Raw genomic sequence first — 22,576 nt, 5'->3', positions numbered from 1 at the left:
CTAAAAAGAGAAAAAATAGTGATATTTTGAAAACTATCTCTTGTTTTATCTATTTAAAAGCGATTTGTAAATAAAATAATTAAAAATTTCTAAAGTTTTAAAGGGTGAATGTGAAGCTAAAAATCGGCATTATCGGCTATTGCAGCACAGGTAAAAAACATTATTTAGAGCTTAGACGCTCAAACGAGTTTGAAATTTGTGGCATTTTTGACAAAGACAATGTTGATGAGTTTTGCAGAGCTGATTTTTATACTGATTTTAAAGAATTTATAGAGGTTGCCCAGCCTCAAGCAGTCGTGCTTTGCTCGCCAAGAGAGGAGATGGTGGAGGCCTTTTGCCAGTGCGCAAAATATTGTCAAAATATCCTCATTTCACGCCCAGTTTTTAAAAGTATAGCTGATCTTAAAGAGATAAAATATGCCGCCAAAACTAACAAAACTAGGGTTTGCACGGGAATTTCTGAGCGTTTTAATCCAACTATCTTGTCGCTTAAAAAGGCACTTTTAAAAGAAGAGGAAATTTATAGCATTTCTATCGCTCATTTTAAGCCACTTTGCGACGGAAATATCATAAATGAGCTCTCAGTTTCCGACATCGACCTAGCAAAAAATATCATAAATTCTGAAGTCAGCGACTTTTACTACACTCAAACAAACAAGACAAATGCCAAAAGTGCCGATAACGTGGCGATAAGCTTTAAAAGTAAAAATCAAATTTTAGTGCATATCACTAACTCATTTTGTGGCTCACTAGAGCGCTTTAAGATAGAGGTAAATGCGAAAAATGGCGTCTATTTTGGCGATCTCATCGATCACAAGCTTCATCAAGTGAGCGAAAATGGACAGATGAATTTAAAGATAGATACAAACAATAGCGAGCTAAAAGCGCAATACGAGGCCTTTTACGATCTTTGCCAAAGTGGCGAGAGTGGTGAGCTTTCAAACATCGATGACGCGATAAAAATAAGAGAACTATTTTGATGAAAAAAGCTCTTTTGCTTTTAAATATGGGCGGTGCAAACAGCCTAGATGATGTCGAAATTTTCTTAACAAATATGTTTAATGACCCATATATTTTGGGTATAAAAAATAAATTTTTAAGAAAATTTGTAGCTTTTATGATCACAAAAGGCAGGCTAAAAACTGCGAAGCACAACTACGAGCAAATAGGCGGAAAGTCGCCACTTTGCGAGCTTACAGCTAAGCTTTGTGAGAAAATTTCAAGCCTTAAAAGCGAATTTGACGCGGTTGATTTTGCGATGAATTACACTTCGCCATTTGTAAAAGATGTACTTAAAAAGTATGAAAAATTTGATGAGATAGTGCTTTTGCCACTCTACCCTCATCACTCACAAACTACGATAATCTCGAGCCTAGCTGATTTTAAAAAGGCAAAAGAGGAGCTTGATCTAAAAGCTAAAATTTCACTTTGCGAGCCATTTTATGATGATGACGCTTACAATAAGATCATTGTCTCTCATATCCAGGGAGCGGTAAAAGATACCGATATAAGCGATATTAGCCTCATCTTTTCAGCCCACTCTTTGCCTCGCAAGATCATAGAAAAGGGCGATATCTACGAAAAACACATAAACGAACATGTGCAAATTTTAGGCAAAATGCTAAAAGAGCAGGGGCTAAATTTTAAAGATGTGAGCCTTGCTTATCAGTCACGTCTTGGTCCAGTTAAATGGCTAGAGCCATCACTAAACGAGGCTTTGGCAAAGTGCGAAAATAAAAAAGCGCTTATCTATCCACTCTCTTTTTGTATAGACAACTCTGAGACCATTTTTGAGCTAGTTATCGAGTATGCCAAGCTTGCTAAAGAGCTAAATTTTAGCTTTTACAAAGTCGTTCAGTGTCCAAATTTTAGTGATGAATTTGCTAGTTTTGTCCTAGAAAAGTCAAAAAACGCTAGAGAATTTAGCCTTTAGGAATAAATCTTGCTTATAAAAAGCATCTCAAATTTAAAAGGAGATGTATGAAGGTTCAAAATAACGATATTATCGATTATTTGTTGCAGTCAGGCTCTAGCAAAGCTAAAGATAAAAAAAATAGTTTTGATGAAATTTTAAGTCTAACGCTTGATAAGATCACAAGCGAGGCAAAGGTTTCAGATAAGCTTGAACAGTTTAAGAAAAGGCTTACAGAAATTGGCGCTGCTGGCTTTATAAATGAGCTAAATTCAAACAAGATAGAAGAGAAAATAGCTCAGAAAAAAGAGGAGCTAACTGAGCTTTTAAGCATAAATGATCCGACCAAAACGCAGGATCAAAAAAATGAGTTACTTAAAATAATGGATAAAATTTTAAGTGACTACCGCAAAGAGCTAAACATGGCACTTACTAGCCAAACACTGCTTGAGAAGCAAAATAGCCTTGGCAAAAATACAAATAATTCTGTAAATTTAAGCTCTGTCTTAAATGAACTTGGACTTGCATAAATTCTGGATTTAGGCCACTTGCCTAGATCCAAATTTCTACTTTAAACCCTAAATTTGAAATTTAATATTTGTACCTTAGAAGTTAAATTTAGTCTAACGCTGGTTTTTGCTTTGCTTTATCGTTTTTAAGCTTATCTTTTTTAGCTTCAAACTCAGCTATGACATTAGGATCTGGAAACAAATAACCATCTTCAACCATTAGATCAACGGCCTTTTTAAACGTCGGCAATGCACTTTGCGCACCAAAGTAGTAGTAAGGCTTTTTAGGATCTCTTGCTAAAACGCCTATGGTGTAGCTGTTGCCTCTTGTGTCATTTACGAAGCCAAAAAACGAGCCGTTATAGGTGTTGCTATATCCGCCTTTGCCAGAAGCGATGTGTGCGGTGCCAGTTTTTCCGCCTATCTCAAGACCTGGCGTAAATGCCTTTAAGCCAGTACCTTTTTCAACCGTTTTTATCAAAATTCTCTTCATTATCTTTGCGGTCTCTTGCGAAATGACCTGTGCTGGCTCTACTTTTGGCAGATCGTAGCGCTTGCCATTTCGCTCAAGATATGCCACCATGTGCGGCGTGACCTCGATGCCTTTGTTGTTAAAGGTGTTATAAGCTTTCAAAAGCTGCATAAATGTCGCTTGAAGGCCGTATCCGTAGCTAACTGTCGCTTTATAGGTAGATGAGTTTAGCTTTGTAACCGTTGGCATCATACCCACTTGCTCGTATGGCAGGTCGATGCCAGTTTTTCTTGAAAAGCCAAAATTTAAAAGCCCTTGATAAATTTGTGGGCCATTTAGTCTATCTACTAGCTGGATCATACCGATGTTTGAGCTGTGCACGATAATGTCTTCAGCACTCATAAAAGGCTCTGGGTGGGTATCCTTGATGATCCTTTTGCCTAGTTGATAGCGTCCGTTGTAGGTATTTACAAGCTCAAAAGGATTTACCTTTTTTTCTTGAAGTAGTATGGAGAAGATAAATGGCTTAAAAACCGATCCAACCTCGTATGCATACTCGCTTGCGCTTGAATTTAGCGCGCTGTAATCTTGCTTTCTTATGTTTGAGGGATCATACCTTGAGCTAGAAGCTAGGGCTAGAATTTCTCCATTTTTGCTATTCATTATGCAGATGATTAGCTCTTTTGCATCTAGAAATTCGCGCTTTTCATCTAAGATTTGCTCTAGTTTGGTCTGAAATTTAAGCGGTATAGAGAGCACTGCGTTGTAGCCATCAACCCTCGTTGCTAAATTTGAATCGCTAGTTAAGATTATATTGTTGCCAATATCGCGTGGGCCAAGGATTTTGGCGTTTTGTATCGGAGCTAGGTAGTCCTCGTAGTATCTCTCAAGCCCTTTTACGCCTTTGCTTTTGGTAAGTGCGTCGCTCTCTGTTTTGCTCACATAGCCGATAGCTGGCGTTAGGGCGTCTTTTGACATAAATTTGCGGTTTTGACCGCTCTCCATTACGCGCATACCTTGAAATGAGGCAAGGCCTGTTTTTGGGTCAAGATATGAGATCAAAATGCCCTTACGGTTTAGCTTTCTAGAGAGCTCCTGAAGATAAGTAGCGCCCTTTGCATCGATGCTGTAAGAGAGCGTGACAAGACCTTTTGTGCCGTTTATGATCTTTCTTACTTTGTTTGGATCGTCACCGCTGTAAAGCGAGTAGAGCTTGATAAACATCTCTTTTTTGTTTGGGTCGATATTTCTGGTGTCAAGCATTACTTTGTAGAGTTTTTGGCTTGATGAGATGCTAAAGCCATCTTTTGTGACGATGTTGCCGCGGATCGCGGTATTTACGTCGCTTGTTTGAAGCTTAGGAAGCTTTCGCTCGATGCTCGCTCTATAAAATATAACAAGCACAAAGATTGAAATTCCAAAAGTAATTAATAAAAAAAGTATGGTTATTTTTGATTTTCTGGAATTCATTCAATGGCTTAAATTTGCGTTCTTGAAATTTCTTTGTATGCGCTTAGCGCTTTGTTGCGAATTTCTAGCATAAGCTTCATACTAGTCTCTGCTTTGCCTATCGCGATAGCTGCTTGATGAAGGTCTTTTACCTCGCCAGTTGCAAGGTCTGCGATGGCTTTATCAGCATTGATTTGAACCTTGTTTAGCTCTTTTAAAGAGTCGTTTAGTGCGTTTTCAAAGCCGCCTTCTTCGCCTGCTTTTGCTATTTTGTTTGAATTTTCGTTTTTATTTAACTTATCTAAATTTATACTATTTATCATTATGCTTGTCCTGAAATAAGTGATATCGCACTTTGTGCTATTGTTTTTGCGTTTTGAAATGACGCTACATTTGCTTGATAGGCCCTTGTCGCCTCAAGCAAGTCAGCCATCTCGATGACTGGGTTTATATTTGGAAATGCGACGTAGCCATTTGCATTTGCGTCCGGGTGGCTAGGGTCGTATTTTAGTTGAAAATCCTTGTCATCGCGCACCACTTTATCTACGATCACGCTAGTTAGGGCAGGGTGAGCGTTTTTGGGTGAGCTTGGATCGTCTAGTGGATTTTCATAATCAAGCAGACTTTGTGAGTTTTTAAGTTGATCGTTTAAAATTTTATCAAAGTTCATCTCTTTAAAAATGACCTCTTGCCTTCTGTAAGGGCCGCCCTCAGCCGTTCTTGTGGTTTGAGCATTTGCTATATTTGAGCTGATGACGTTCATTCTGAAGCGTTGCGCGCTTAGTCCATATCCGCTAATATCAAAATCATTTAAGTATGACATCATCTCTCCTAGTTCTTAGCGCTTGCATCTATTACGCTTTTAAAGATATTGCCCTGAGCCTTGTAGGCGCTATCAAGGGCGTTTATCATAACTGTATTTTTGCCCATTTCTGTTGTCTCAACATCAAGATCGACTGTGTTTGCATCGTTTCTAGCCATATGACCATCGCGCAAGAAAATTTGAGCTGTGTCACTTTTTGGAAAATCAACCGCAGCCATGTGCGCTTCGTTTGTTTTAGCTAAATTTAGTTTTTTGCTCTCTGAAACGTTGTAAATTTCATTTGCTTTTTCTCTTAAAACATCTTCAAATCTTACATCTCTAGCCTTGTAAAATGGCGTATCAACATTTGCAAGGTTGCCAGAGATGAGCTTTTGGCGTAGCTCTCTGCCTGCAAGGGCTGATTCGACTAATGGGCTAGATTTTGATCTATCTAAAACAAACATTTAAAGTCCTTCTAAAATTTCACACATTTATAAGCAAATGATGTTCCAAATGTAAGGCAAATTTATTTTGTTTCATAGATTTTTGCCAAATCTTCTTTCATTTTTGTGACTTTTATGCCGCCAAGATAGTATTTAACTCCGTATTGTCCGCTATCTACGTCTGTTAAAATTTGATATTCGCCGTTTTTTATCACCACTTTAAAAGGTAGTGCGATCTCGTGTTTGTATTCTATATCTCTTACGATCTGCTCGGCAAGCCTGTCATTTATCTTTTGATCGTTTGTTATGAAGTAGTAGGCGTTAAATTTTTGCATAAATTCATGCAAAACATACTCATTTGTGACATTTTCAAAGTGAGTTAGTCCAATTAGCGTAAATTTATCTTTGTTTTCAAGCTGATATTTTGTAAGCTCGGCTGCCTCTTTTTGGCAAGGTGGGCAAAATGTGCCAAAAATGTCGATCATTAAAACCTTATTTTCATCATTTTTGATAGCAAAGCCGTGATCTTTTCTAACTAAAGTAAGCTCCTTGCCGCTTACATCTACAAGTTTGACCTCTTCATTTGGGCTAAATTCTTTAAAATTTGCACTGCTGCTCTCATCTTCGCCACAACCAAAAAAAGCAAATAAAGCGATTATTAAAACAAGTAAATTTTTCATCTTATCCCTTAAACATATCTTTTTATGGCAGCTCTTGCCTCTTTGTCTGCCTCGCGTCTCTTTAAAGTTTCGCGCTTGTCGTGTAAATTTTTACCTTTTGCAAGGGCCAGTCTTGCTTTTACGATGTTTTTATCGCTTAGATAAAGTGCTAAAACAACCAAAGTAAGCCCATCTTGTGAGACTTGACCGAAAATTTTATCGATCTGCTTTCTGTGCATCAAAAGTTTTCTGGCTGCTCGCTCATTTGGACGAAATGCGCTGTGTGTGGTTTCAAGATAGCTGATATGGGCATTTAGTAAGAAAAGCTCGCCCTTTATGACGCGCACAAAGCTATCTTTTAAATTTGCTCTGCCAATCCTTAGAGCCTTGACCTCGCTGCCTTTTAAAACGATGCCAGCCTCAAAGGTCTCAAGTATGCTAAAGTCGTGCAAAGCTTTTTTGTTTTTTGCTAGATCTTTTATCAAAATTTTACCTTTTATTTTACGCTAAATACGCTACTTCCGCTGCCGCTTAGAAATTTATCCCTAAACTCGTTCATCTGTGGATAGAGCTTAAAGCATGGGGCAAAAAGATCGTTTAGCTCCTCGTTTTTATAAATTTCAAGTAGTTCTTTGCTCTTTAAATTTTGCATCTTTTTTGCAGCATTAACGTCTATGTATTGTAAGAAATTGCTTCTAAATTCTTGATAAACCATCGGTGTGGAGCAAAAAACATTTGGCGTGAAAGTATTTAAATTTGGCACTTCATCGTCAAATTCTTCTATGATCTCGCCTATGCCGCTTACATTTGCTGCCTTGTAGCCACTTACAAAAAAGGTCACATCAGCGCCGATTTTAGAGGCTATTTGCATCAAATTTTCGCGTTTTATATTTAAATTTAGCTCGTCATTTACCATAAGTAAAAAGGTGGCGGCGTTTGAACTGCCTCCTCCTAGACCAGCACCTATTGGGATTTGTTTGTTGATGATGATTTTATGAGAGCTAAAAAACTCATCTAGCTCGTTTGAAAAGCCAGCTTTTTTTAGCTCGTCTATCGCTTTTTGGATGATGTTCTCTTTTATCTCTTTGTTGTCGCATTCGATAGCAAAAGAATTTGACTTTTCAAAATAAATTTCATCAAAAAGTTGCTCGCAAAGAACAAAACGTGACAAAATTTCGTGGTAGTTGCCTCTGGTGCCAACTACCTTCAAAAATATGTTGATCTTTGCAAAGCTTTTCATTTCTCGATTTTTTTCGCAAGCTCGTGGATATCGGCTTCGCTTGCTTTTTTGGTGGCGTGGATATTTTCGTTTTTAATATCGTTTGCCAGCTCGCTTCTTAGTATCATTGTGTTGCGCGGGGCCTCGATACCAAGCTTAACGGTGCTTTTTGAGATACTTACTACGACGACTTTTATGTCGTTGCCTAGTAAAATTTCTTCGTTTTCTTTTCTTGCTAAGATTAACATTTTTCTACCTTGTTTAAAGTGTAATTTATAGTATCATCCATGATTTGGATTACGCTCATAAATTTATCATAATTTAGCAAATAAATTCCTTGTGTTTGTGTTTCAAAATCGTTAATTTTTAATTTCTTGCCGTCTAGTATGTTATTAATATCCCCAAAATACGTGTTTTGCTCAATATTTAAAAAATTGCAAATATTTAAAAATTTTTCATTTTCATAGCGAAATTTACCCTCACTTACCCTCTTTAATGAGCTTAAAGTTACATTATAACCAACTTTTTCCCCAAAAATTTCTGCATAAGAGCGGATGTAACTCCCCTCACTTACACTTAAACGAAGTGTCAAAAAAGGGTGTGAATAATTCAAAATTTCACTCTCATAAATTTCCATTGTCTCTGGCTTTAGCTCAAATTCTTCGCCGCTTCTTGCTAGTTTGTAAGCTCTTGTGCCATTTACATGTTTGGCACTAAATTTTGGCGGGATATAGCTTATCTTACCAGTTAGCTCGCCTCTTATGGCTTCAAGCTTTTCTAAATTTAGCTCTTTTACATTTGAAATTTCAGTGATATTTTCATTATCCATGCTAGGACTGCTCGCCCCAAGCCAAATAGTCGCCTCATAGACCTTTGGGCTTTTGTCTAAAAATCTAAAAAATTTCGTATACGAGCCAAAAGCGACTATCAGACAGCCACTCGCAAATGGATCAAGCGTGCCTGAAAATCCAGCCTTTTTAACGCCATATTTTCTCTTTAGTCGTCCTAAAAAGTGGTTTGAGCTCATGCCAGCAGGCTTGTTTGCCACGAAAATGGCGTTCATACGGCCTTTTCCACGAAACTTGACATGATCTCTCTTACATTGCCACCAAAATTTATAGTCAGTTTAAACTCTTTTTTGATCTTGCTAACCGCGCTCACCCTGCCGATACCAAAAATTTTATGTTTAACAAGGTCGCCTTTTTTAAATTCATTGCTCTGTTCGATAACTAGCGAGCCATGCGTGATACCGCTCTCGCTTAAAAATCTACTCTTATTTAGCCTTGTGCGCTGACCTTTGTAAAAGCGTGAATTTGCAAAGCTTAGGCTAAGTGTCCTTTTAGCTCTTGTTATCGCTACGTAAGCTAGCCTGCGCTCCTCTTCGATGTCGCTACCATCGCCAATGAGCGGAAAAAATCCCTCTTCAAGGCCGATCACAAAAAGGTGCTCAAACTCAAGCCCCTTGCTAGCATGCACGCTCATGATACTAATAGCCTCGTCGCTAATACCGTCTTGCTCGCTTGTTAGCGTGATCTCGTTTAAAAACTCTTCTAGATCAAAGCTTGGATTTTGCTTGATCTGATCTTTTAAAACAGCGTAAAACTCGTCGATGTTCGCCGCTCTTTCAGCACCATCTGGCAAGCTCTCGTAGTATTTTTTCACGCCAAATTTAGCTTCAAATTTATCTATGAGGTCAAAAACCGAGCTACTTTCTTGAAGCTCTTTAAGGTTGTTTGCAAACTCAAGAAGGGCTGATTTTACCTTTTTACTAAAGGCTTCATCGTTATCAGAGATGTTTGAGATCGCCTCGAAAATGGAAATTTTACCCTCAAATGCCATTTTTTCAAGCTTATCAAGGCTTACTTTGCCTAGTCCTCGCTTTGGGCGATTTATGATGCGTCTTATTGAGAAGTCATCGTTTGGATTGTTTATCAGTCTTAGGTAGCTTATGATATCTTTGATCTCGGCTCTTTCATAGAATTTCACTCCGCCAACCATTTTATAGGCGATCTGCTCTTTGTTTAGCCCATCTTCAAGCGAGCGCGAGAGAGCGTTTATGCGGTACAAGATTGCGATATCTTTTGCCTGTACGCCTTTGCTTAAAAGCTCTTTTATATTTTTTGCGATCTTGCCAGCCTCGACGCTCTCATCAAAGCTTTCTATCAAATTTACAGCCTCGCCTTCGCCTTTTGTGCCTACAAGCTTCTTGCCAAGGCGGTTGCGGTTATGATCTATCAGCTCGTTTGCAGCCTTTAGTATAGCCTCGCTCGAGCGGTAGTTTTTCTCAAGTCTGATGATCTTTACATCTTTAAACTGATCTTTGAAATTTAAGATATTGTCTATCTTTGCGCCACGCCAGCCGTAGATGCTTTGATCATCATCGCCCACGACGCAGATGTTTTCGTGGCATAGACAGAGCTTTTTTAGGAGCTTATACTGAAGGTCGTTTGTGTCTTGATACTCATCAACCATTATATATTTGTAGCGGTTTGAAATTTCTCTAGCAAGATCTTCGTTTTCGTCCAAAATTTTATATGTAAGCCCTAGCAAATCGTCAAAATCAACAAGGTTGTTTGCCTTTAAATAGTCTTCATATTTTTCATAAATTTGCGCTGCTTGTTTGTAAAAATTGTCCTTGCTCTTGTCAAATGAAGAGAAATTTGCATTTTTATAGACCTCTTCGACGCTTAAAAGTGAGTTTTTGTAGTTTGAAATTTCACTTGACAAAATCGCCGTGGCGACTGGGCTTTCAAAGCTTTTGATGATGCGTTTTTTATCGTCTGTGTCGATTATGACGAAGTTATTTTTTCTGCCAAGCTTTTCTATGTAGAGCTTTAAAAACAAAAGCCCAAATTTGTGAAATGTGCAAAGAAGCGGCGAGTAGTTTTTGCCGCTTTGGCTTAGCATCGCCATGGCTCTGCTGCGCATCTCGTTGGCGGCTTTGTTTGTAAAAGTAAGAGTTAGCGTGTTTGCCGCGTCTATGCCGACCTCGCCGATGAGATAGGCAAGCCTAGTCGTGATAGTCTTTGTCTTGCCACTGCCAGCACCTGCAAGTATAAGCATCGCACCATCTATGTGGGTGGCCGCTTCGCGCTGGGCTTCGTTTAAATTTGATAGTAAATTTTCCATTTTTCGCTTTTTAAATTTTCTTTTGATTTTAGCCAAAAATGCTTAAAATTACTATTTTTTCTTAAATATATCTTTATTTTTTGGGTTTTGCAAAAAGACTGAGGCTGATTTTTTAGCGTGATCGACTTGCTTCTCTTTTGGCTTATAAATGGAAAAATTTACAAGGATCGGGCTATTTTCAACCAAAATTTGAACCACTGCGCCAAGTGGAAATGATACCACTGAGGCAAAATTTTCACTACCAAAGCCAGCCTCAAAACTTAGCTCATCTTGCGTTAGCCTAGCACTCTCAAGCGTGTAGCCACCAAGTGAGAACATAATGACTGGCATACTAGAGCTGCCACTTATCTCATCTGGCAAGCTAGGCTCAAAGCTAACTAGAGGCAAATTTGCCATAACTGAGAAATTTACCCCCTTTTCAAGCAAAAAATCAATGCACTCATAGACGTGCATCTTCATCAAAAGCGCAAATTTCTCATCGTCTAAAATTTCGTCTAACATCTTAATCCTTTGAAATTTCTAAAAACTCATCTACTAGTTTTTTGACCTCGTTTATGCCGATCTGCCAGAAATTTTTATCATCTATATCAAAGCCAAATTTACCCACAAGCTCCCTTGGGCTAAGACTCCCGCCAAGGCTCAAAAACTCGGTGTAAATTTCAACAAAATTTTCGCATTTGCCACTTTTGTAAAGCCCAAAAAGTGCAAGCACAAGAAGCTGCGCGTAAGAGTAGGCGTAGCAGTAAAATGGCGTATGGATGAAGTGTGGGATGTAGCTCCACCAAACTTTGTAATAGTCATTTAGTGTGACACTTTTGCCAAACATCTTTTTGCTCTCTCTTAGCCAAATTTTATTTAGCTCATCTAGGCTGATCTCGCCCTCGTGTGCATGCACGGCCCTTTCAAAGGTGGTGAAATTTATCTGGCGGTAAAGCGTGGCAAATATATCCTCGATCTTGCCAGCGAGCAGTGAAATTTTCTCTTTTTTGCTAAGGCCATCTTTTACGTGGTCAAAAACTAGCATCTCGCAAAAGACTGAAGCCGTCTCAGCCGTGGTCAGCGGGGTGTCTGAGTTTAGGTAGCTTACGCTATAAGAGAGCTTTTGATGCACAGCGTGACCAAGCTCGTGGGCAAGCGTGAAAAGGTCTCTTCGCTGGTTTGTGTGATTTAGCAAAACATAAGGGTGAGTGTCGCTTGATCCTGAGTGAGAAAACGCGCCACCTCGCTTGTTTGGCGCTGGATAAACGTCGATCCAGCCGTCATTAAAGGCGCTTTTAGCTATATCGCCAAATTTAGGTGAAAATGTCCCAAACGCCTTTAAAACTATCTTTTTGCACTCATCAAATTTATATTCACCTTCGCTGCTAAGAGGCGCGTATCTATCGTAGTCATAAAGCTTTTTAAGGCCTAAAATCTCTCTTTTTCGCTCGTAAAATTTAGAAACTAAATCAAAATTTTTCTCAGTCACAGCAATTAGTGAATCAACGCTTTTTTTAGTGATTTGATTTTCAAGGTGTCTTGGCTCTTCAGGAAGCTTGAAATTTCGCAGTTCGCAGCTCGTTTTTAGATCAGTTTTTATCATATTATATATGTAGCCAAGGAGGTGTTGGTGCTTGCTAAGCTCGTTTGAAAGGCTTTTGGCAGCCAGTTTTCGCACGCTTTGGTCGCTCTCATGAAGCTTGGCCAAAATCTCTTCTTCGTTTAAAAGCTCGCCTTTAAATTTAAACCTCATCTTGCTCATACTCTCATCAAAAAGCCTTGAAAAGCCCTCAGCTCCGGTGCTTGCCGTGCGAAGTAGCACTCTCTCTTCGGCAACGCTTAGCTGGTGCGGTTTTGCTTTGGCGAGGTTGCTTAGATAGTAGCCGTATTTTTTGGAGCTTTTGATGATCTCTTCTTGTTTTTTAGGGCTAAATTCATTAAATTTGATCTCAAAAAATATCAAATTTTCATTTGCTTTTGTCGCTATCTCATCGATCTTTGCGTAAAATGCGCCCTTACTTGTATCTTTGGCAAAATTTAAAAAAGCGTAAGTCATTACCTTTGAAATTTTAGCTATCAAGCTTTCATATTCAGAAAAAGCCTTTAAAAACTCGTCTGTTTTTAAATTTTCATAAATTTCTAGGTATTTATCTTTAAATTTCTTGCACTCTTTTTGTAAATTTAGTGCGTTTTGCTCGCACTCTTTTTCGTTTGCAAAAAGTGCTTTTAGATCCCAAATTTGCATATTTATCCTTTAAATTTTTGGGACATTTTACAAAAAAATGGATAAAAGTAAAATTTCAGCCAAAATTTAGCTGAAATTTTATGAAGGTTAGTTTGAAGTCTCTGAGGCAACTGCTGTAAAAAGCACATCTGATGAGCTATTTAGCGCAGTTTCAACTGAGTCTTGGATAACGCCTATCGTAAAGCCAACTGTGACAAACTGCATAGCGATATCGTTGCCAATGCCAAAAAGTCCGCACGCCAATGGCACTAGAAGAAGCGATCCTCCAGCCACGCCAGATGCGCCGCACGCGCCAAGAGCTGAGATGAAGCAAAGAAGAAGCGCATCGCCAAATGTAACTGTGATAGATGGGATAGAATTTACCGCAGTAAGCGCTAGGATACTGATAGTAACTGCCGCACCGCCCATGTTTATAGTAGCGCCAAGTGGGATAGAGATCGAGTAGAGCTCCTCTTTTAGCCCAAGCTTTTTACAAAGCGCCATATTTACAGGGATGTTTGCAGCCGAGCTTCTTGTAAAAAATGCTGAGATCGCGCTCTCTTTTAGGCAGATCATCACAAGTGGATAAGGATTTTTCTTAGTTAGTGCAAAAACCATCGCTGGATAGACGATAAATGCCACGACAAGCATCGCTCCAACAAGGACTAAGATTAGTTTTAGATATCCTGCAAGTGCCTCAAATCCAGTGTCATGAATGCTGATAGCAACCATACCAAATATGCCAAATGGAGCAAGTCTAATGATAAATTTAACGATATGAGTTACGCCGTCGCTTATATCTTTAAATACCTTTTTGGTTTCAGGTGTAGCATATCTCATAGCGATGCCACCGCCTATCGCCCAAGTGATGATGCCTATATAGTTGCCGTTTGCTAGGGCGGTTATCGGATTTTCGACCATTTTATAGATAAGATCTTTTAGCACGTTTGTGATGCCTTGAGGTGCTGACATATCAGCGCTTTGCAGACCTTTTAGCGGTATTTCGATAGGAAATAAAAAGCTTGCAATAACCGCCACAACAGCTGCTAAAAAGGTGCCAACAAGGTAGAGTGCGATGATCTTTTGCATGCCTTTTGTATGACCAAAATCTTTTAAAATGATAGAGGTTGCAACTAAAACAAATACAAGAATAGGTGCGATCGCTTTTAGAGCACCTTTAAACAAATCTCCTAAAACTGAGGCTGAAGCAGCGATAGAATCAGCCGAACTAGCCTTTTCTTTGGCATCATCAAGTTGCTTTGCTTCATCTTGGCTAAGGCGAGTTTTTATGACTTCATCTACGCTTAAGCCACTCTCTTTTTGGATGGTTTGAATTTTAGCTGAGATTTGGTTGTAAGGGGCTGCTTGATAATGTGTGTAAAAGCCAACTAGGGCACCTAGGATGATACCAACTAAAATTTGAACGATCAAATTTCCATCGGCGTATCTTCTTGCAATGTTTTTAAACATATTCATTTGACACCTTAATAAATTAGTTTTTTGTTGATTTTAGCTAAATGATTTTTAAATATAAAGAAATTTAAAAAGATTAATTCGCTTTTTATATAGATTTGTTACAATTGCACGAAAATTTAACCAAGGAAAAGGACGAAAATGTATCTATTTACTTCTGAAGTTGTAAGTCCAGGTCATCCAGATAAATGCGCTGATATCATCGCTGATAGCATTGTTGATACTATCTTAACACAAGATCCAAATGGACGCGTCGCAAGCGAAGTTTTTGTAGCCGGAAAAAATATAGTAATAGGCGGAGAGATAAACTCAAAAGTAAAACTCTCTTATAAAGACTACGAAAAGATCGTAAAAGACGCTCTTGCGCATATTGGATATGACGGAAAGAGCAACTTTACAAAAGAGCAGTGCTTGCATCCAGATGATATCGAGGTCAAAGTCTGCCTAAATCAACAAAGTCCAGATATAAATCAAGGCGTTGATCAAAGTGACGGCGAGATCGGAGCAGGTGATCAAGGCATTATGTTTGGCTTTGCAAGTTGCGAAGCGAAAGAATTTATGCCAGCAGCTATAACTTACGCAAGAATGCTTTGTGAAAAAGTATATAAATTTGCCAAAGCAAACCCTGATAAACTTGGCGTTGATATAAAAACGCAGGTTACGATTGATTACGGCAGTAAAGATAACTTTGAAAACTGCAAACCTCAAAGCATCCACACTATCGTCGTCTCTGCCCCTTGCGTGGAGAGCATAAAGATAGAAGAGCTTCGCGCACTAATACAAAATTTAATAGACGAAACTGGCCTTCCAAAAGAGCTATATAATAAAGAAAAAACGATCATCTATATAAACCCAACAGGCAGATATGTAAATCACAGCTCACTTCACGATAGCGGCCTAACAGGCAGAAAACTGATCGTCGATAGCTTTGGCGGATATAGCCCAATAGGTGGTGGCGCTCAGTCAAGTAAGGACTACACAAAGGTTGATCGCAGCGGACTTTACGCAGCGCGCTGGATAGCTAAAAACATAGTCGCAGCTGGTCTTGCTAAAAAATGCATCGTTCAGATAAGCTACGCAATCGGTGTTGCAAAGCCAACTTCAGTTAGTGTTGATACTATGGGAACTCACGCAAACGGCGTAAATGACGATATGCTTTCAAATTTTGTAAGCGAGCATTTTTCTCTAACACCTCGCTGGATAACAAATAAATTTGGTCTTGATAAGCCAAGTAAAGAGACATTTTTATACGCAAAAGTAGCTGCAAAAGGCCAAGTGGGAAATGCAAAATACCCTTGGGAAAAGCTTGATGCGGTCGATACTTTCAAGGCTTTACTAAAAAAATAATCAAAAAAGTGGCTTTATCTAAAAGCCACTTTAAATTTCTTTTAAAACTCATCCCAAAACGCTTTTTTTGGCAAAATAATTTCACTTTTTGAGCCATTTACGCTGTGATAGACCGCTTTATTATACTTTGTGGCAAGGTGTTTTATAAGAACCCTTTGAAGCACAGGTTCGCTACTTGGCACAAACCAGCCGTTGTTTGTGATAGCTACGACCACGTCAAATTCACCCTTATAAAGCTCCTCTCTTGTCACCTCGTAGCAGATAGCATTTCTGATTTTAACCCCGTCTATCTCGTAGTCGCTAAAATTTTCAGCCTTTTTAAAGTCGCTAGCTCCGCCAAAAAATAGCTTATTTACCGCATCTTGCATAAATTTTGGCAGAGGAATTTCTTCTCCAAATGGCACTAAAAATTTCTTGTCCATTCGCCTAAGAGCACCATCTTGAAACAAAAATGCAGAGTTATAAATTTGATTATTTTCATAGGCAAGCGCACCAGCTACGATGGTTATCTTTTTTGAAAGCTCTTTTAGCTCATCAACAAGTAGCGGCTCATTTGTCATAAATAATGGAAACGCACTCTCAGGCAGCACGATTAGACGTTTTTGCTCGGCGATGGCGCTATTTATCATGTCTAAATTTTCATTTGTAAATTTCATGCGCAAGCTTTTATCCCAGCGCGCTCTTTGAGCGACATTGGTATTTACTAGCTCCACGTCAAATGGTAGAGTTTTCGCCTCGTTACTTTTAAACTGCAAAGCGGCGATGAGGCAGATAAAAGCTAGGCTAAATTTTAAAAATTTATTATTTAGACTTAAAGAGATGGCTGCTAAAAATATAAATATAAGCCCTCTAGTATTTGGCTCAAAAGCGCCTAAAACAAGCGTTGCTTCAAGGTTAAACCAGTTAAAGCCAAATGGATGCACGTAGCTTATTAAAAATAACAAAACGGCTCTTAGTGGCACAAAGCTTGGGAAAGAGGCTATCCAAAACAAAAGCCCATAAACAAGGGCTACAAATAGGATGATAAATGGGATAAGCCAGACAAGCTCATAGTAGATAAAACTAAAGCCGATCCAGTAAAACCACAAAACCCCAGTGAAAAATCCAGCCGCGAAAAAGCCAGCCCTGCTTAAATTTATTATGACGAAAATTCCAGCTAGTGTGAGAAAAGGTGAGATGAAATTTAAAATTTGATTTTCAGCCATAGCTAAAAAAATGAAATTAGAAAGCAAAAAAGCACCGACAAAGGCTTTTATTATAATTTTAGTGCTAAAATGTCCGTTTAAAAATCTTACAAATAAGGAAATCCATGCAAAACGCTGATTTTTTAACATCATTACTACCTCTTGTTGTGCTTTTCGCCATATTTTACTTTTTGGTTATCAGACCTCAACAAAAACAACAAAAAGCCCACGCAGCAATGCTTGCGGCTCTTGACAAAGGCGATAAGATAGTAACTAATGGCGGACTTATATGCGAAGTGATTAAAGCCGAAAATGATTTTATCAAAGTTAAACTTAACGATGATGTAATCGTTCGTATAGCACGCGAGTTTGTAGCTAAAAAGATCGAAGATAAATAATGCGTAACGCAAGAGTTACATATAGGCTGATTATATTAATATTGGCCTTGGTTTTTGGTTTTGGCTTTTCGGTGCCATCTTTTTTTCAGACTCAAAGCGGAGCTAAAATTTCGCTAGGACTTGACCTTCAAGGTGGTCTTCATATGCTTCTTGGTGTTGAAACTAACGAAGCCATCCACTCTAAGATCAAGTCAATCGCTGGAAGCATAAATTATTATGCCAAAAAAGAAGATGTGCTTATTGATAAATTTAAGATAAAAGAAGATAGTGTTGATTTTGCGCTGCTTGATAGTGACGAGGCTCCAAAGGTTGATAAGGCTTTGGCTGAGATAAAAGGGCTTGATATCAAAAAAGATGGTCTAAACTATCATATCACTCTTACAGAGCAAGAGAGGCTTGATACGATCGAGTATGCGATCTCACAAGCTGTTGAGACCATTAGAAACAGGCTTGATCAGTTTGGTCTAGCTGAGCCAACAGTCGCTAGACAAGGCAAAGACAATATCCTAGTCGAGCTTCCTGGCATAAAAACCGAAGAAGACGAGCAAAGAGCGAGAGATCTTATCGCAAAGGCTGCTCACTTGCAGCTTATGGCAGTCGATGACAAAAGACAAGATCAAGCTAATACCATGAGCGAGGCCGAGGCTGAAAGCTATGGCGACGTGATCTTTAAAGATGCTAAAAATGACCGCGTAAAATATGTCGTTAAAAATATCCCTGTGCTTGATGGCTCGATGCTAACTGACGCAAAGGTCGCATTTTCTCAGCAAAATAACCTACCGATCATAAATTTCACACTAAATTCAGAAGGTGCTAGAATTTTTGGTGATTTTACTGGTGCAAATGTCGGTAAAAGGCTTGCTATCGTGCTTGATGGTAAGGTCTATTCAGCTCCAGTTATAAATGAAAGAATAGGCGGTGGCAGCGGCCAGATCAGCGGTGGCTTTACACTTGACGAGGCTCACGACGTGGCGATCGCACTTAGAAGTGGCGCACTTTTAGCACCTGTTAAGATGCTAGAAAAAAGAAGTGTCGGTCCATCTTTGGGACAAGAGAGTATCAATCAAAGCATGGTAGCTCTTGCTGCTGGATCTATCTTGGTTGTGCTATTTATGCTAGTTTATTATGGAATTGCTGGAATTTTTGCAAATATCGCGCTAGTTGCAGACGTTGTTATATTAGTTGCTGTCATGGCGCTTTTTGGAGCGACGCTTACCTTACCTGGTATGGCTGGTATAGTGCTAACTATTGGTATGGCGGTTGATGCAAACGTCATCATAAACGAGCGTATACGTGAGCTTTTGCGTGAAGGCGTGGCGATAAGGACAGCCGTGCAAAAGGGCTATGAGCACGCTATGAGTGCGATCATCGACTCAAACTTAACTACCATCATCACAGTTGCGGTGCTTTATGCTTATGGTACTGGCCCAGTTAAAGGCTTTGCTGTGACAATGGCCATAGGTATCATGGCTTCGATGCTAACGGCCATTTTAGGCACACATGGCATGTTTGATGCAGTCATGGACAAGATAGAAAAAAGCGGAAATACCAGACTTTGGTTTGGTTATAAAAGGAGCTAGGGATGCAAATTTTCACTAAGGCAAAAGTTTATGATTTTATGCGGTTTAGATTTGTGTCACTCGCACTTTCTATATTTTTATTTGTTGGCTCTATTTTTTTACTTGCAACAAAGGGTCTAAACTACGGCATCGATTTTTCTGGTGGTACGCTTATCCAACTAAAATACGATACCAAAGCGCCACTTGATAAAATTCGCGACGCTTTTGGCACAAATGAAGTGCTTAAAAACGCCTCTGTTACTGAGTTTGGAAGCGAAGATGAGGCTGTTATTAGATTTTCAGGATCAAGTTCAAATTTAACTGGTGACATCGGCACTGAGATAAAGCAAATTTTAAAAGATACTGGAAATTTTGAAGTAAGACGTGTTGATATCGTTGGTCCAAAGGTTGGTGATGAGCTTAGAGAAAAAGGTCTAATGGCTCTTGGAATTTCACTAATTGGCATATTGATCTATATCACATTTAGATTTGAGTGGAGATTTGCGCTTGCTGCGATCGCAACTGAAATTCACGATATCGTTATAACTGTTGGTGCTATTTCGCTATTTAACATCGATGTAAATTTAGACACACTAGCGGCTGTTCTAACGGTGCTTGGCTACTCGCTAAATGATACGATCATCATTTTTGACAGGATAAGAGAGGGCATAAAAGAGAGTAAGAGAACTGATATCGAGGGCGTTATCAACGAGTCAGTCTCAGCTACACTTTCAAGAACTATCCTAACTTCAGCCACTACGATGATGACTGTTGTTGTGTTATTTTTATTTGGTGGAGATATGATACATGGATTTTCATTTATCCTTATCGTTGGTATCGTTATAGGAACGATTAGCTCGATCTACATCTCATCGCCATTTCTTATCTGGTTTAAATTTAGCATCGAGCATTTTAGAGCTAGAGAGGCTGAGAAGCAAAGGATCAAAAAAGAGCGTGATAAAGAGCGTGCCATGTTTGAAAAAGGCGTTGTGTAAGGAGGGATAATGAACTGGGGAAAAGTTATCTACATATTTTTTGCGCTGATGAGTCTTACGACTACGGCGGAGTTTTTATATGATAAAAACGAGATCGCCCTTTTTGTGGCAGCTAGTATAAATTTAGTTTCTACGCTACTTAAGATCGGTGTTAAAAATTTACTATCAGCTGAGCTTTTTGCTAGCTCGTTGGTTGCTGATTTGCACCTTATACCAGCTTTTGTTATTTTGCAAGTCTCTGAAAATGCAACGCTTAGCTATTCACTAGCTATTGGAGCGGTCATTGCAAATATATTTTCACTAGCCTTGGTACTAATAGAATCAAGCAAATCACAAGAAGAATTTTAGGAGAAAAAATGGCTGAGAAGAGAAAATATGAGCCTTTAAAGATAGAAAAGAAGTGGCAAGAAATTTGGGATAAAAATGAAGAATTTGAACCAAAAGATGATCTAAGCTTGCCAAAAAAATATATCCTAAGTATGTTTCCATATCCAAGCGGACGCATACATATGGGGCATGTGAGAAACTACTCTATCGGCGATGCGCTGGCTAGATCATATAGAAAAAGCGGTTTTAACGTGCTTCATCCTATCGGCTTTGATAGCTTTGGTATGCCAGCTGAAAACGCAGCCATAAAACATAAAATTCACCCTAAAATTTGGACTTACGAAAACATCGACTATATGAAAAAGGAGCTTGCAAGCCTTGGCTTTTCATTCTCTAAAAAGAGAATTTTAGCTACATCTGACCCACTTTACACAAAGTGGGAGCAAAGCTTTTTTATAAAGATGTTTGAAAAAGGGCTTGTTTATAGAAAAAATGCCATCGTAAACTGGTGTGAGTACGATCAAACTGTGCTTGCAAACGAGCAGGTTGAAGACGGTAAATGCTGGAGATGCGGTAATGATGTTGTGCAAAAGGAGCTTCCAGGATACTACTTCAACATCACAAAATACGCTAGCGAGCTACTTGAAGATCTAAAACTTCTTGAGGGCAAATGGCCAAATCAAGTCATCACAATGCAAGAAAACTGGATCGGCAGAAGCTACGGCTTGGAGTTTAAATTTAGCCTTGATGAGGCTTCAAAAGAGACTTTAGGCGGCAAATTTGATGGTTTTGAGGTATTTACAACAAGACCTGATACTATTTATGGCGTTAGCTACACAGCCCTTGCGCCAGAGCATCCTATCGTAAAAGCGCTTCTTGAAAGTGATAAATTTGATGAAAGCAAGAAGGCAAAGATAAAAGCAATACTTAATCAAAGCCCAAGAGAGCGTCAAGCAAGCGATAAAGATGGAGAATTTTTAGGAATTTACGTCGTTCATCCACTCACAAATGAAAAGATCCCAGTTTGGGTTGCAAATTTCATCCTAGCTGACTACGGCAGTGGCGCTATCATGGCTGTGCCTGCGCATGATCAAAGAGACTTCGAGTTTGCAAGTAAATTTAATCTACCTATAAAACTAGTCGTAAAGCCACTTGAGGGTGAGAGTGACGGCTCTAAAGCGTCTTCAGAATACGGAGTTGCTATAAATTCTGAGCTTATAAATGGCCTTAGCTCAGAGGATGCCAAAAGCTTTATAATAGAGAAATTTGAAAAAGATGGTCTTGGTAAAAGGATCACAAACTACAAACTAAGAGACTGGGGAATCTCTCGCCAAAGATACTGGGGTGCGCCGATACCTGTCGTGCACTGCAAATGCTGCGGCGTAGTGCCTGAAAAAGAGGAAAATTTACCTATCGCACTGCCTGAAGATGTCAAGATCACAGGCGAGGGCAACCCGCTTGATAAACATCCAACTTGGAAATTTACAAAGTGTCCAAAATGCGGCCAAGACGCGATCAGAGAGACTGATACGATGGATACATTCGTGGAGAGTAGCTGGTATTTTGCTAGATTTGCAAGTGATGAGAAGACTTGGGAGCAAAAAGCACTTGATGAAAAAAGTGTGAATTATTGGATGAATGTAGATCAGTACATCGGCGGTATCGAACATGCGATCTTGCACCTTTTATACGCTAGATTTTTCCAAAAGGTCTTAAGAGACCTTGGCTATCTAAGAGATGATGAACCGTTTGAAAATTTACTAACTCAAGGCATGGTCTTAAAAGATGGCAAAAAGATGAGTAAAAGCAAGGGCAACGTCGTAGATCCTGATGATATCATAAATAGATACGGCGCCGATACGGCAAGGCTTTTTATACTTTTTGCTGCTCCTCCTCAAAAAGAGCTTGAGTGGAACGACAGCGCAGTTGAAGGTGCATTTAGGTTTTTAAATAGGCTTTGGGAGAAGGCGCAAACTATTAAAAAGATAGACAAGCTGCCTGAGATAGATCATGAAAGCTTAAATAAAGATGAGAAATTTGCAAGGCTTAAAATTTATGAAGCGCTTAAAAAATCAACCGAGGTTTTTGGCGATACATTTGCTTTTAACACTTTAATCGCTGCTTGCATGGAGGCACTAAACGCTATAAATGCGCAAGATAATGAGGATGTAAATGCTGAGGGCTTTTTCATCATCTTAAATTTACTAGAGCCTATCGTGCCGCACATTGCAAACGAGCTTAGTGAAGAGCTTTTTGGTAGAAAAAATTTCACAAAGATAGCTGTAAAAGAAGAGGTCTTTGTAAGAGATAGCATCGCTCTTGCAGTTACAGTAAATGGCAAGAAAAGAGCCGAGTTTGAAGTGGCAGCAAGCGAGAGTGAGAGTGAAATTTTAAAACAAGCTAAGCAAAACGTGGCTAAATGGCTTGAAGGAAAAGAAATTTTAAAAGAGATTTATATAAAAGGCAAATTGGTAAATTTTGTCATTAAAGGATAAA

23 protein-coding genes are annotated in these 22,576 nt (G+C 39.0%); 9 read left to right on the top strand and 14 right to left on the bottom strand.

What is annotated here, in order from left to right; all coding sequences use genetic code 11:
- Positions 1-110: 110 nt before the first annotated feature.
- The 3 genes from UNSWCS_RS07045 to UNSWCS_RS07035 are packed head-to-tail and all read left to right on the top strand — an operon-like array spanning position 111 to position 2,442.
- Positions 111-980, top strand: coding sequence for a Gfo/Idh/MocA family protein (locus UNSWCS_RS07045; RefSeq protein WP_021087909.1), 870 nt, complete (start codon positions 111-113; stop codon positions 978-980).
- Entirely contained in the window at positions 980-1,933 is a 954-nt protein-coding gene (gene hemH, locus UNSWCS_RS07040; RefSeq protein WP_021087891.1) for a ferrochelatase, read from the top strand. The genes UNSWCS_RS07045 and hemH overlap by 1 nt, the downstream gene beginning before the upstream one ends.
- A gap of 47 nt (positions 1,934-1,980) precedes the next feature.
- Positions 1,981-2,442: a hypothetical protein gene (locus UNSWCS_RS07035; protein WP_021084467.1), complete on the top strand. Its 462-nt coding sequence runs from the start codon at positions 1,981-1,983 to the stop codon at positions 2,440-2,442.
- Positions 2,443-2,530: 88 nt separating this feature from the next.
- Here the strand turns inward: UNSWCS_RS07035 and UNSWCS_RS07030 are convergent, their stop codons facing one another.
- The 13 genes from UNSWCS_RS07030 to sstT form a co-directional block, all read right to left on the bottom strand.
- Positions 2,531-4,363: a peptidoglycan D,D-transpeptidase FtsI family protein gene (locus UNSWCS_RS07030; RefSeq protein ID WP_021087890.1), complete on the bottom strand. Its 1,833-nt coding sequence runs from the start codon at positions 4,361-4,363 to the stop codon at positions 2,531-2,533.
- Between the two features lie 8 nt (positions 4,364-4,371).
- Entirely contained in the window at positions 4,372-4,665 is a 294-nt protein-coding gene (gene fliE / locus UNSWCS_RS07025) for a flagellar hook-basal body complex protein FliE (protein WP_002941937.1), read from the bottom strand.
- Positions 4,665-5,165 carry a flagellar basal body rod protein FlgC gene (gene flgC / locus UNSWCS_RS07020; RefSeq protein WP_012139981.1) on the bottom strand — a complete coding sequence of 167 codons (501 nt, stop codon included), beginning with the start codon at positions 5,163-5,165 and terminating at the stop codon, positions 4,665-4,667. The genes fliE and flgC overlap by 1 nt, the downstream gene beginning before the upstream one ends.
- An 8-nt stretch (positions 5,166-5,173) precedes the next feature.
- Positions 5,174-5,608 (bottom strand): flagellar basal body rod protein FlgB, encoded by a 435-nt coding sequence (gene flgB, locus UNSWCS_RS07015; protein WP_009294075.1) that lies wholly within the window; start codon positions 5,606-5,608, stop codon positions 5,174-5,176.
- Positions 5,609-5,670: 62 nt separating this feature from the next.
- Positions 5,671-6,267, bottom strand: a complete 597-nt coding sequence (locus UNSWCS_RS07010) for a thioredoxin (protein ID WP_021085500.1) — start codon at positions 6,265-6,267, stop codon at positions 5,671-5,673.
- An 8-nt stretch (positions 6,268-6,275) separates the two neighbouring features.
- Positions 6,276-6,728: an SsrA-binding protein SmpB gene (smpB, locus tag UNSWCS_RS07005; protein ID WP_035143683.1), complete on the bottom strand. Its 453-nt coding sequence runs from the start codon at positions 6,726-6,728 to the stop codon at positions 6,276-6,278.
- Between the two features lie 14 nt (positions 6,729-6,742).
- Entirely contained in the window at positions 6,743-7,486 is a 744-nt protein-coding gene (locus tag UNSWCS_RS07000; protein ID WP_021087953.1) for a 4-(cytidine 5'-diphospho)-2-C-methyl-D-erythritol kinase, read from the bottom strand.
- A complete protein-coding gene (gene csrA / locus UNSWCS_RS06995) occupies positions 7,483-7,713 on the bottom strand; it encodes a carbon storage regulator CsrA (protein ID WP_002941828.1) in 231 nt (76 codons plus the stop codon). The genes UNSWCS_RS07000 and csrA overlap by 4 nt, the downstream gene beginning before the upstream one ends.
- Complete coding sequence (gene truB, locus UNSWCS_RS06990) at positions 7,707-8,528, bottom strand: tRNA pseudouridine(55) synthase TruB (protein WP_021087885.1); 822 nt, start codon at positions 8,526-8,528, stop codon at positions 7,707-7,709. The genes csrA and truB overlap by 7 nt, the downstream gene beginning before the upstream one ends.
- Positions 8,525-10,594: an ATP-dependent helicase gene (locus UNSWCS_RS06985; protein ID WP_035143675.1), complete on the bottom strand. Its 2,070-nt coding sequence runs from the start codon at positions 10,592-10,594 to the stop codon at positions 8,525-8,527. Before UNSWCS_RS06985 ends, truB begins: the two co-directional genes overlap by 4 nt.
- 51 nt (positions 10,595-10,645) lie before the next feature.
- Entirely contained in the window at positions 10,646-11,095 is a 450-nt protein-coding gene (locus UNSWCS_RS06980; RefSeq protein WP_021087927.1) for a hypothetical protein, read from the bottom strand.
- Position 11,096: 1 nt separating this feature from the next.
- Entirely contained in the window at positions 11,097-12,818 is a 1,722-nt protein-coding gene (locus UNSWCS_RS06975) for a M3 family oligoendopeptidase (RefSeq protein WP_021087920.1), read from the bottom strand.
- Between the two features lie 87 nt (positions 12,819-12,905).
- Entirely contained in the window at positions 12,906-14,273 is a 1,368-nt protein-coding gene (gene sstT, locus UNSWCS_RS06970; RefSeq protein WP_021087925.1) for a serine/threonine transporter SstT, read from the bottom strand.
- A gap of 138 nt (positions 14,274-14,411) precedes the next feature.
- On the opposite strand from sstT, the gene metK reads away from it, so the two are divergent.
- Positions 14,412-15,617, top strand: a complete 1,206-nt coding sequence (gene metK / locus UNSWCS_RS06965) for a methionine adenosyltransferase (protein ID WP_021087931.1) — start codon at positions 14,412-14,414, stop codon at positions 15,615-15,617.
- Positions 15,618-15,658: 41 nt separating this feature from the next.
- Here the strand turns inward: metK and UNSWCS_RS06960 are convergent, their stop codons facing one another.
- Complete coding sequence (locus tag UNSWCS_RS06960) at positions 15,659-16,951, bottom strand: apolipoprotein N-acyltransferase (protein ID WP_021087916.1); 1,293 nt, start codon at positions 16,949-16,951, stop codon at positions 15,659-15,661.
- Here UNSWCS_RS06960 and yajC point away from each other — a divergent pair.
- From yajC to leuS, 5 genes are read left to right on the top strand one after another with little or no spacing between them, the layout of a single operon-like run.
- Complete coding sequence (gene yajC / locus UNSWCS_RS06955; protein WP_002941849.1) at positions 16,927-17,199, top strand: preprotein translocase subunit YajC; 273 nt, start codon at positions 16,927-16,929, stop codon at positions 17,197-17,199. The two genes, UNSWCS_RS06960 and yajC, sit on opposite strands and share 25 nt — an antisense overlap.
- Positions 17,199-18,779, top strand: coding sequence for a protein translocase subunit SecD (gene secD / locus UNSWCS_RS06950; RefSeq protein WP_035143673.1), 1,581 nt, complete (start codon positions 17,199-17,201; stop codon positions 18,777-18,779). Before yajC ends, secD begins: the two co-directional genes overlap by 1 nt.
- Before the next feature lie 2 nt (positions 18,780-18,781).
- Positions 18,782-19,753, top strand: coding sequence for a protein translocase subunit SecF (gene secF / locus UNSWCS_RS06945; RefSeq protein ID WP_021087884.1), 972 nt, complete (start codon positions 18,782-18,784; stop codon positions 19,751-19,753).
- 9 nt (positions 19,754-19,762) lie between these two features.
- The gene (locus UNSWCS_RS06940; protein ID WP_002942000.1) at positions 19,763-20,101 is read left to right on the top strand and encodes a DUF6394 family protein; all 339 of its coding nucleotides are present in this window, start codon (positions 19,763-19,765) and stop codon (positions 20,099-20,101) included.
- Positions 20,102-20,109: 8 nt separating this feature from the next.
- Positions 20,110-22,575: a leucine--tRNA ligase gene (leuS, locus tag UNSWCS_RS06935; RefSeq protein ID WP_021087934.1), complete on the top strand. Its 2,466-nt coding sequence runs from the start codon at positions 20,110-20,112 to the stop codon at positions 22,573-22,575.
- Position 22,576 lies beyond the last annotated feature (1 nt).

Source organism: Campylobacter concisus UNSWCS (assembly GCF_000466685.1).
GTDB lineage: Bacteria > Campylobacterota > Campylobacteria > Campylobacterales > Campylobacteraceae > Campylobacter_A > Campylobacter_A concisus_A.
The sequence above is the reverse complement of the archived record's forward strand: the minus strand, read 5'-3'. Positions and strand labels throughout refer to the sequence as shown.

Coding starts and splice junctions, on each gene's coding strand:
- UNSWCS_RS07000 (WP_021087953.1), bottom strand. CDS start 7,486: ATGAAAAGCTTTGCAAAGATCAACATATTTTTGAAGGTAGTTGGCACC.
- UNSWCS_RS06980 (WP_021087927.1), bottom strand. CDS start 11,095: ATGTTAGACGAAATTTTAGACGATGAGAAATTTGCGCTTTTGATGAAG.
- yajC (WP_002941849.1), top strand. CDS start 16,927: ATGCAAAACGCTGATTTTTTAACATCATTACTACCTCTTGTTGTGCTT.
- flgB (WP_009294075.1), bottom strand. CDS start 5,608: ATGTTTGTTTTAGATAGATCAAAATCTAGCCCATTAGTCGAATCAGCC.
- flgC (WP_012139981.1), bottom strand. CDS start 5,165: ATGTCATACTTAAATGATTTTGATATTAGCGGATATGGACTAAGCGCG.
- UNSWCS_RS06940 (WP_002942000.1), top strand. CDS start 19,763: ATGAACTGGGGAAAAGTTATCTACATATTTTTTGCGCTGATGAGTCTT.
- UNSWCS_RS07010 (WP_021085500.1), bottom strand. CDS start 6,267: ATGAAAAATTTACTTGTTTTAATAATCGCTTTATTTGCTTTTTTTGGT.
- csrA (WP_002941828.1), bottom strand. CDS start 7,713: ATGTTAATCTTAGCAAGAAAAGAAAACGAAGAAATTTTACTAGGCAAC.
- UNSWCS_RS06975 (WP_021087920.1), bottom strand. CDS start 12,818: ATGCAAATTTGGGATCTAAAAGCACTTTTTGCAAACGAAAAAGAGTGC.
- truB (WP_021087885.1), bottom strand. CDS start 8,528: ATGAACGCCATTTTCGTGGCAAACAAGCCTGCTGGCATGAGCTCAAAC.
- fliE (WP_002941937.1), bottom strand. CDS start 4,665: ATGATAAATAGTATAAATTTAGATAAGTTAAATAAAAACGAAAATTCA.
- UNSWCS_RS06960 (WP_021087916.1), bottom strand. CDS start 16,951: ATGTTAAAAAATCAGCGTTTTGCATGGATTTCCTTATTTGTAAGATTT.
- UNSWCS_RS07035 (WP_021084467.1), top strand. CDS start 1,981: ATGAAGGTTCAAAATAACGATATTATCGATTATTTGTTGCAGTCAGGC.
- UNSWCS_RS07030 (WP_021087890.1), bottom strand. CDS start 4,363: ATGAATTCCAGAAAATCAAAAATAACCATACTTTTTTTATTAATTACT.
- sstT (WP_021087925.1), bottom strand. CDS start 14,273: ATGAATATGTTTAAAAACATTGCAAGAAGATACGCCGATGGAAATTTG.
- UNSWCS_RS06985 (WP_035143675.1), bottom strand. CDS start 10,594: ATGGAAAATTTACTATCAAATTTAAACGAAGCCCAGCGCGAAGCGGCC.
- secF (WP_021087884.1), top strand. CDS start 18,782: ATGCAAATTTTCACTAAGGCAAAAGTTTATGATTTTATGCGGTTTAGA.
- leuS (WP_021087934.1), top strand. CDS start 20,110: ATGGCTGAGAAGAGAAAATATGAGCCTTTAAAGATAGAAAAGAAGTGG.
- metK (WP_021087931.1), top strand. CDS start 14,412: ATGTATCTATTTACTTCTGAAGTTGTAAGTCCAGGTCATCCAGATAAA.
- hemH (WP_021087891.1), top strand. CDS start 980: ATGAAAAAAGCTCTTTTGCTTTTAAATATGGGCGGTGCAAACAGCCTA.
- secD (WP_035143673.1), top strand. CDS start 17,199: ATGCGTAACGCAAGAGTTACATATAGGCTGATTATATTAATATTGGCC.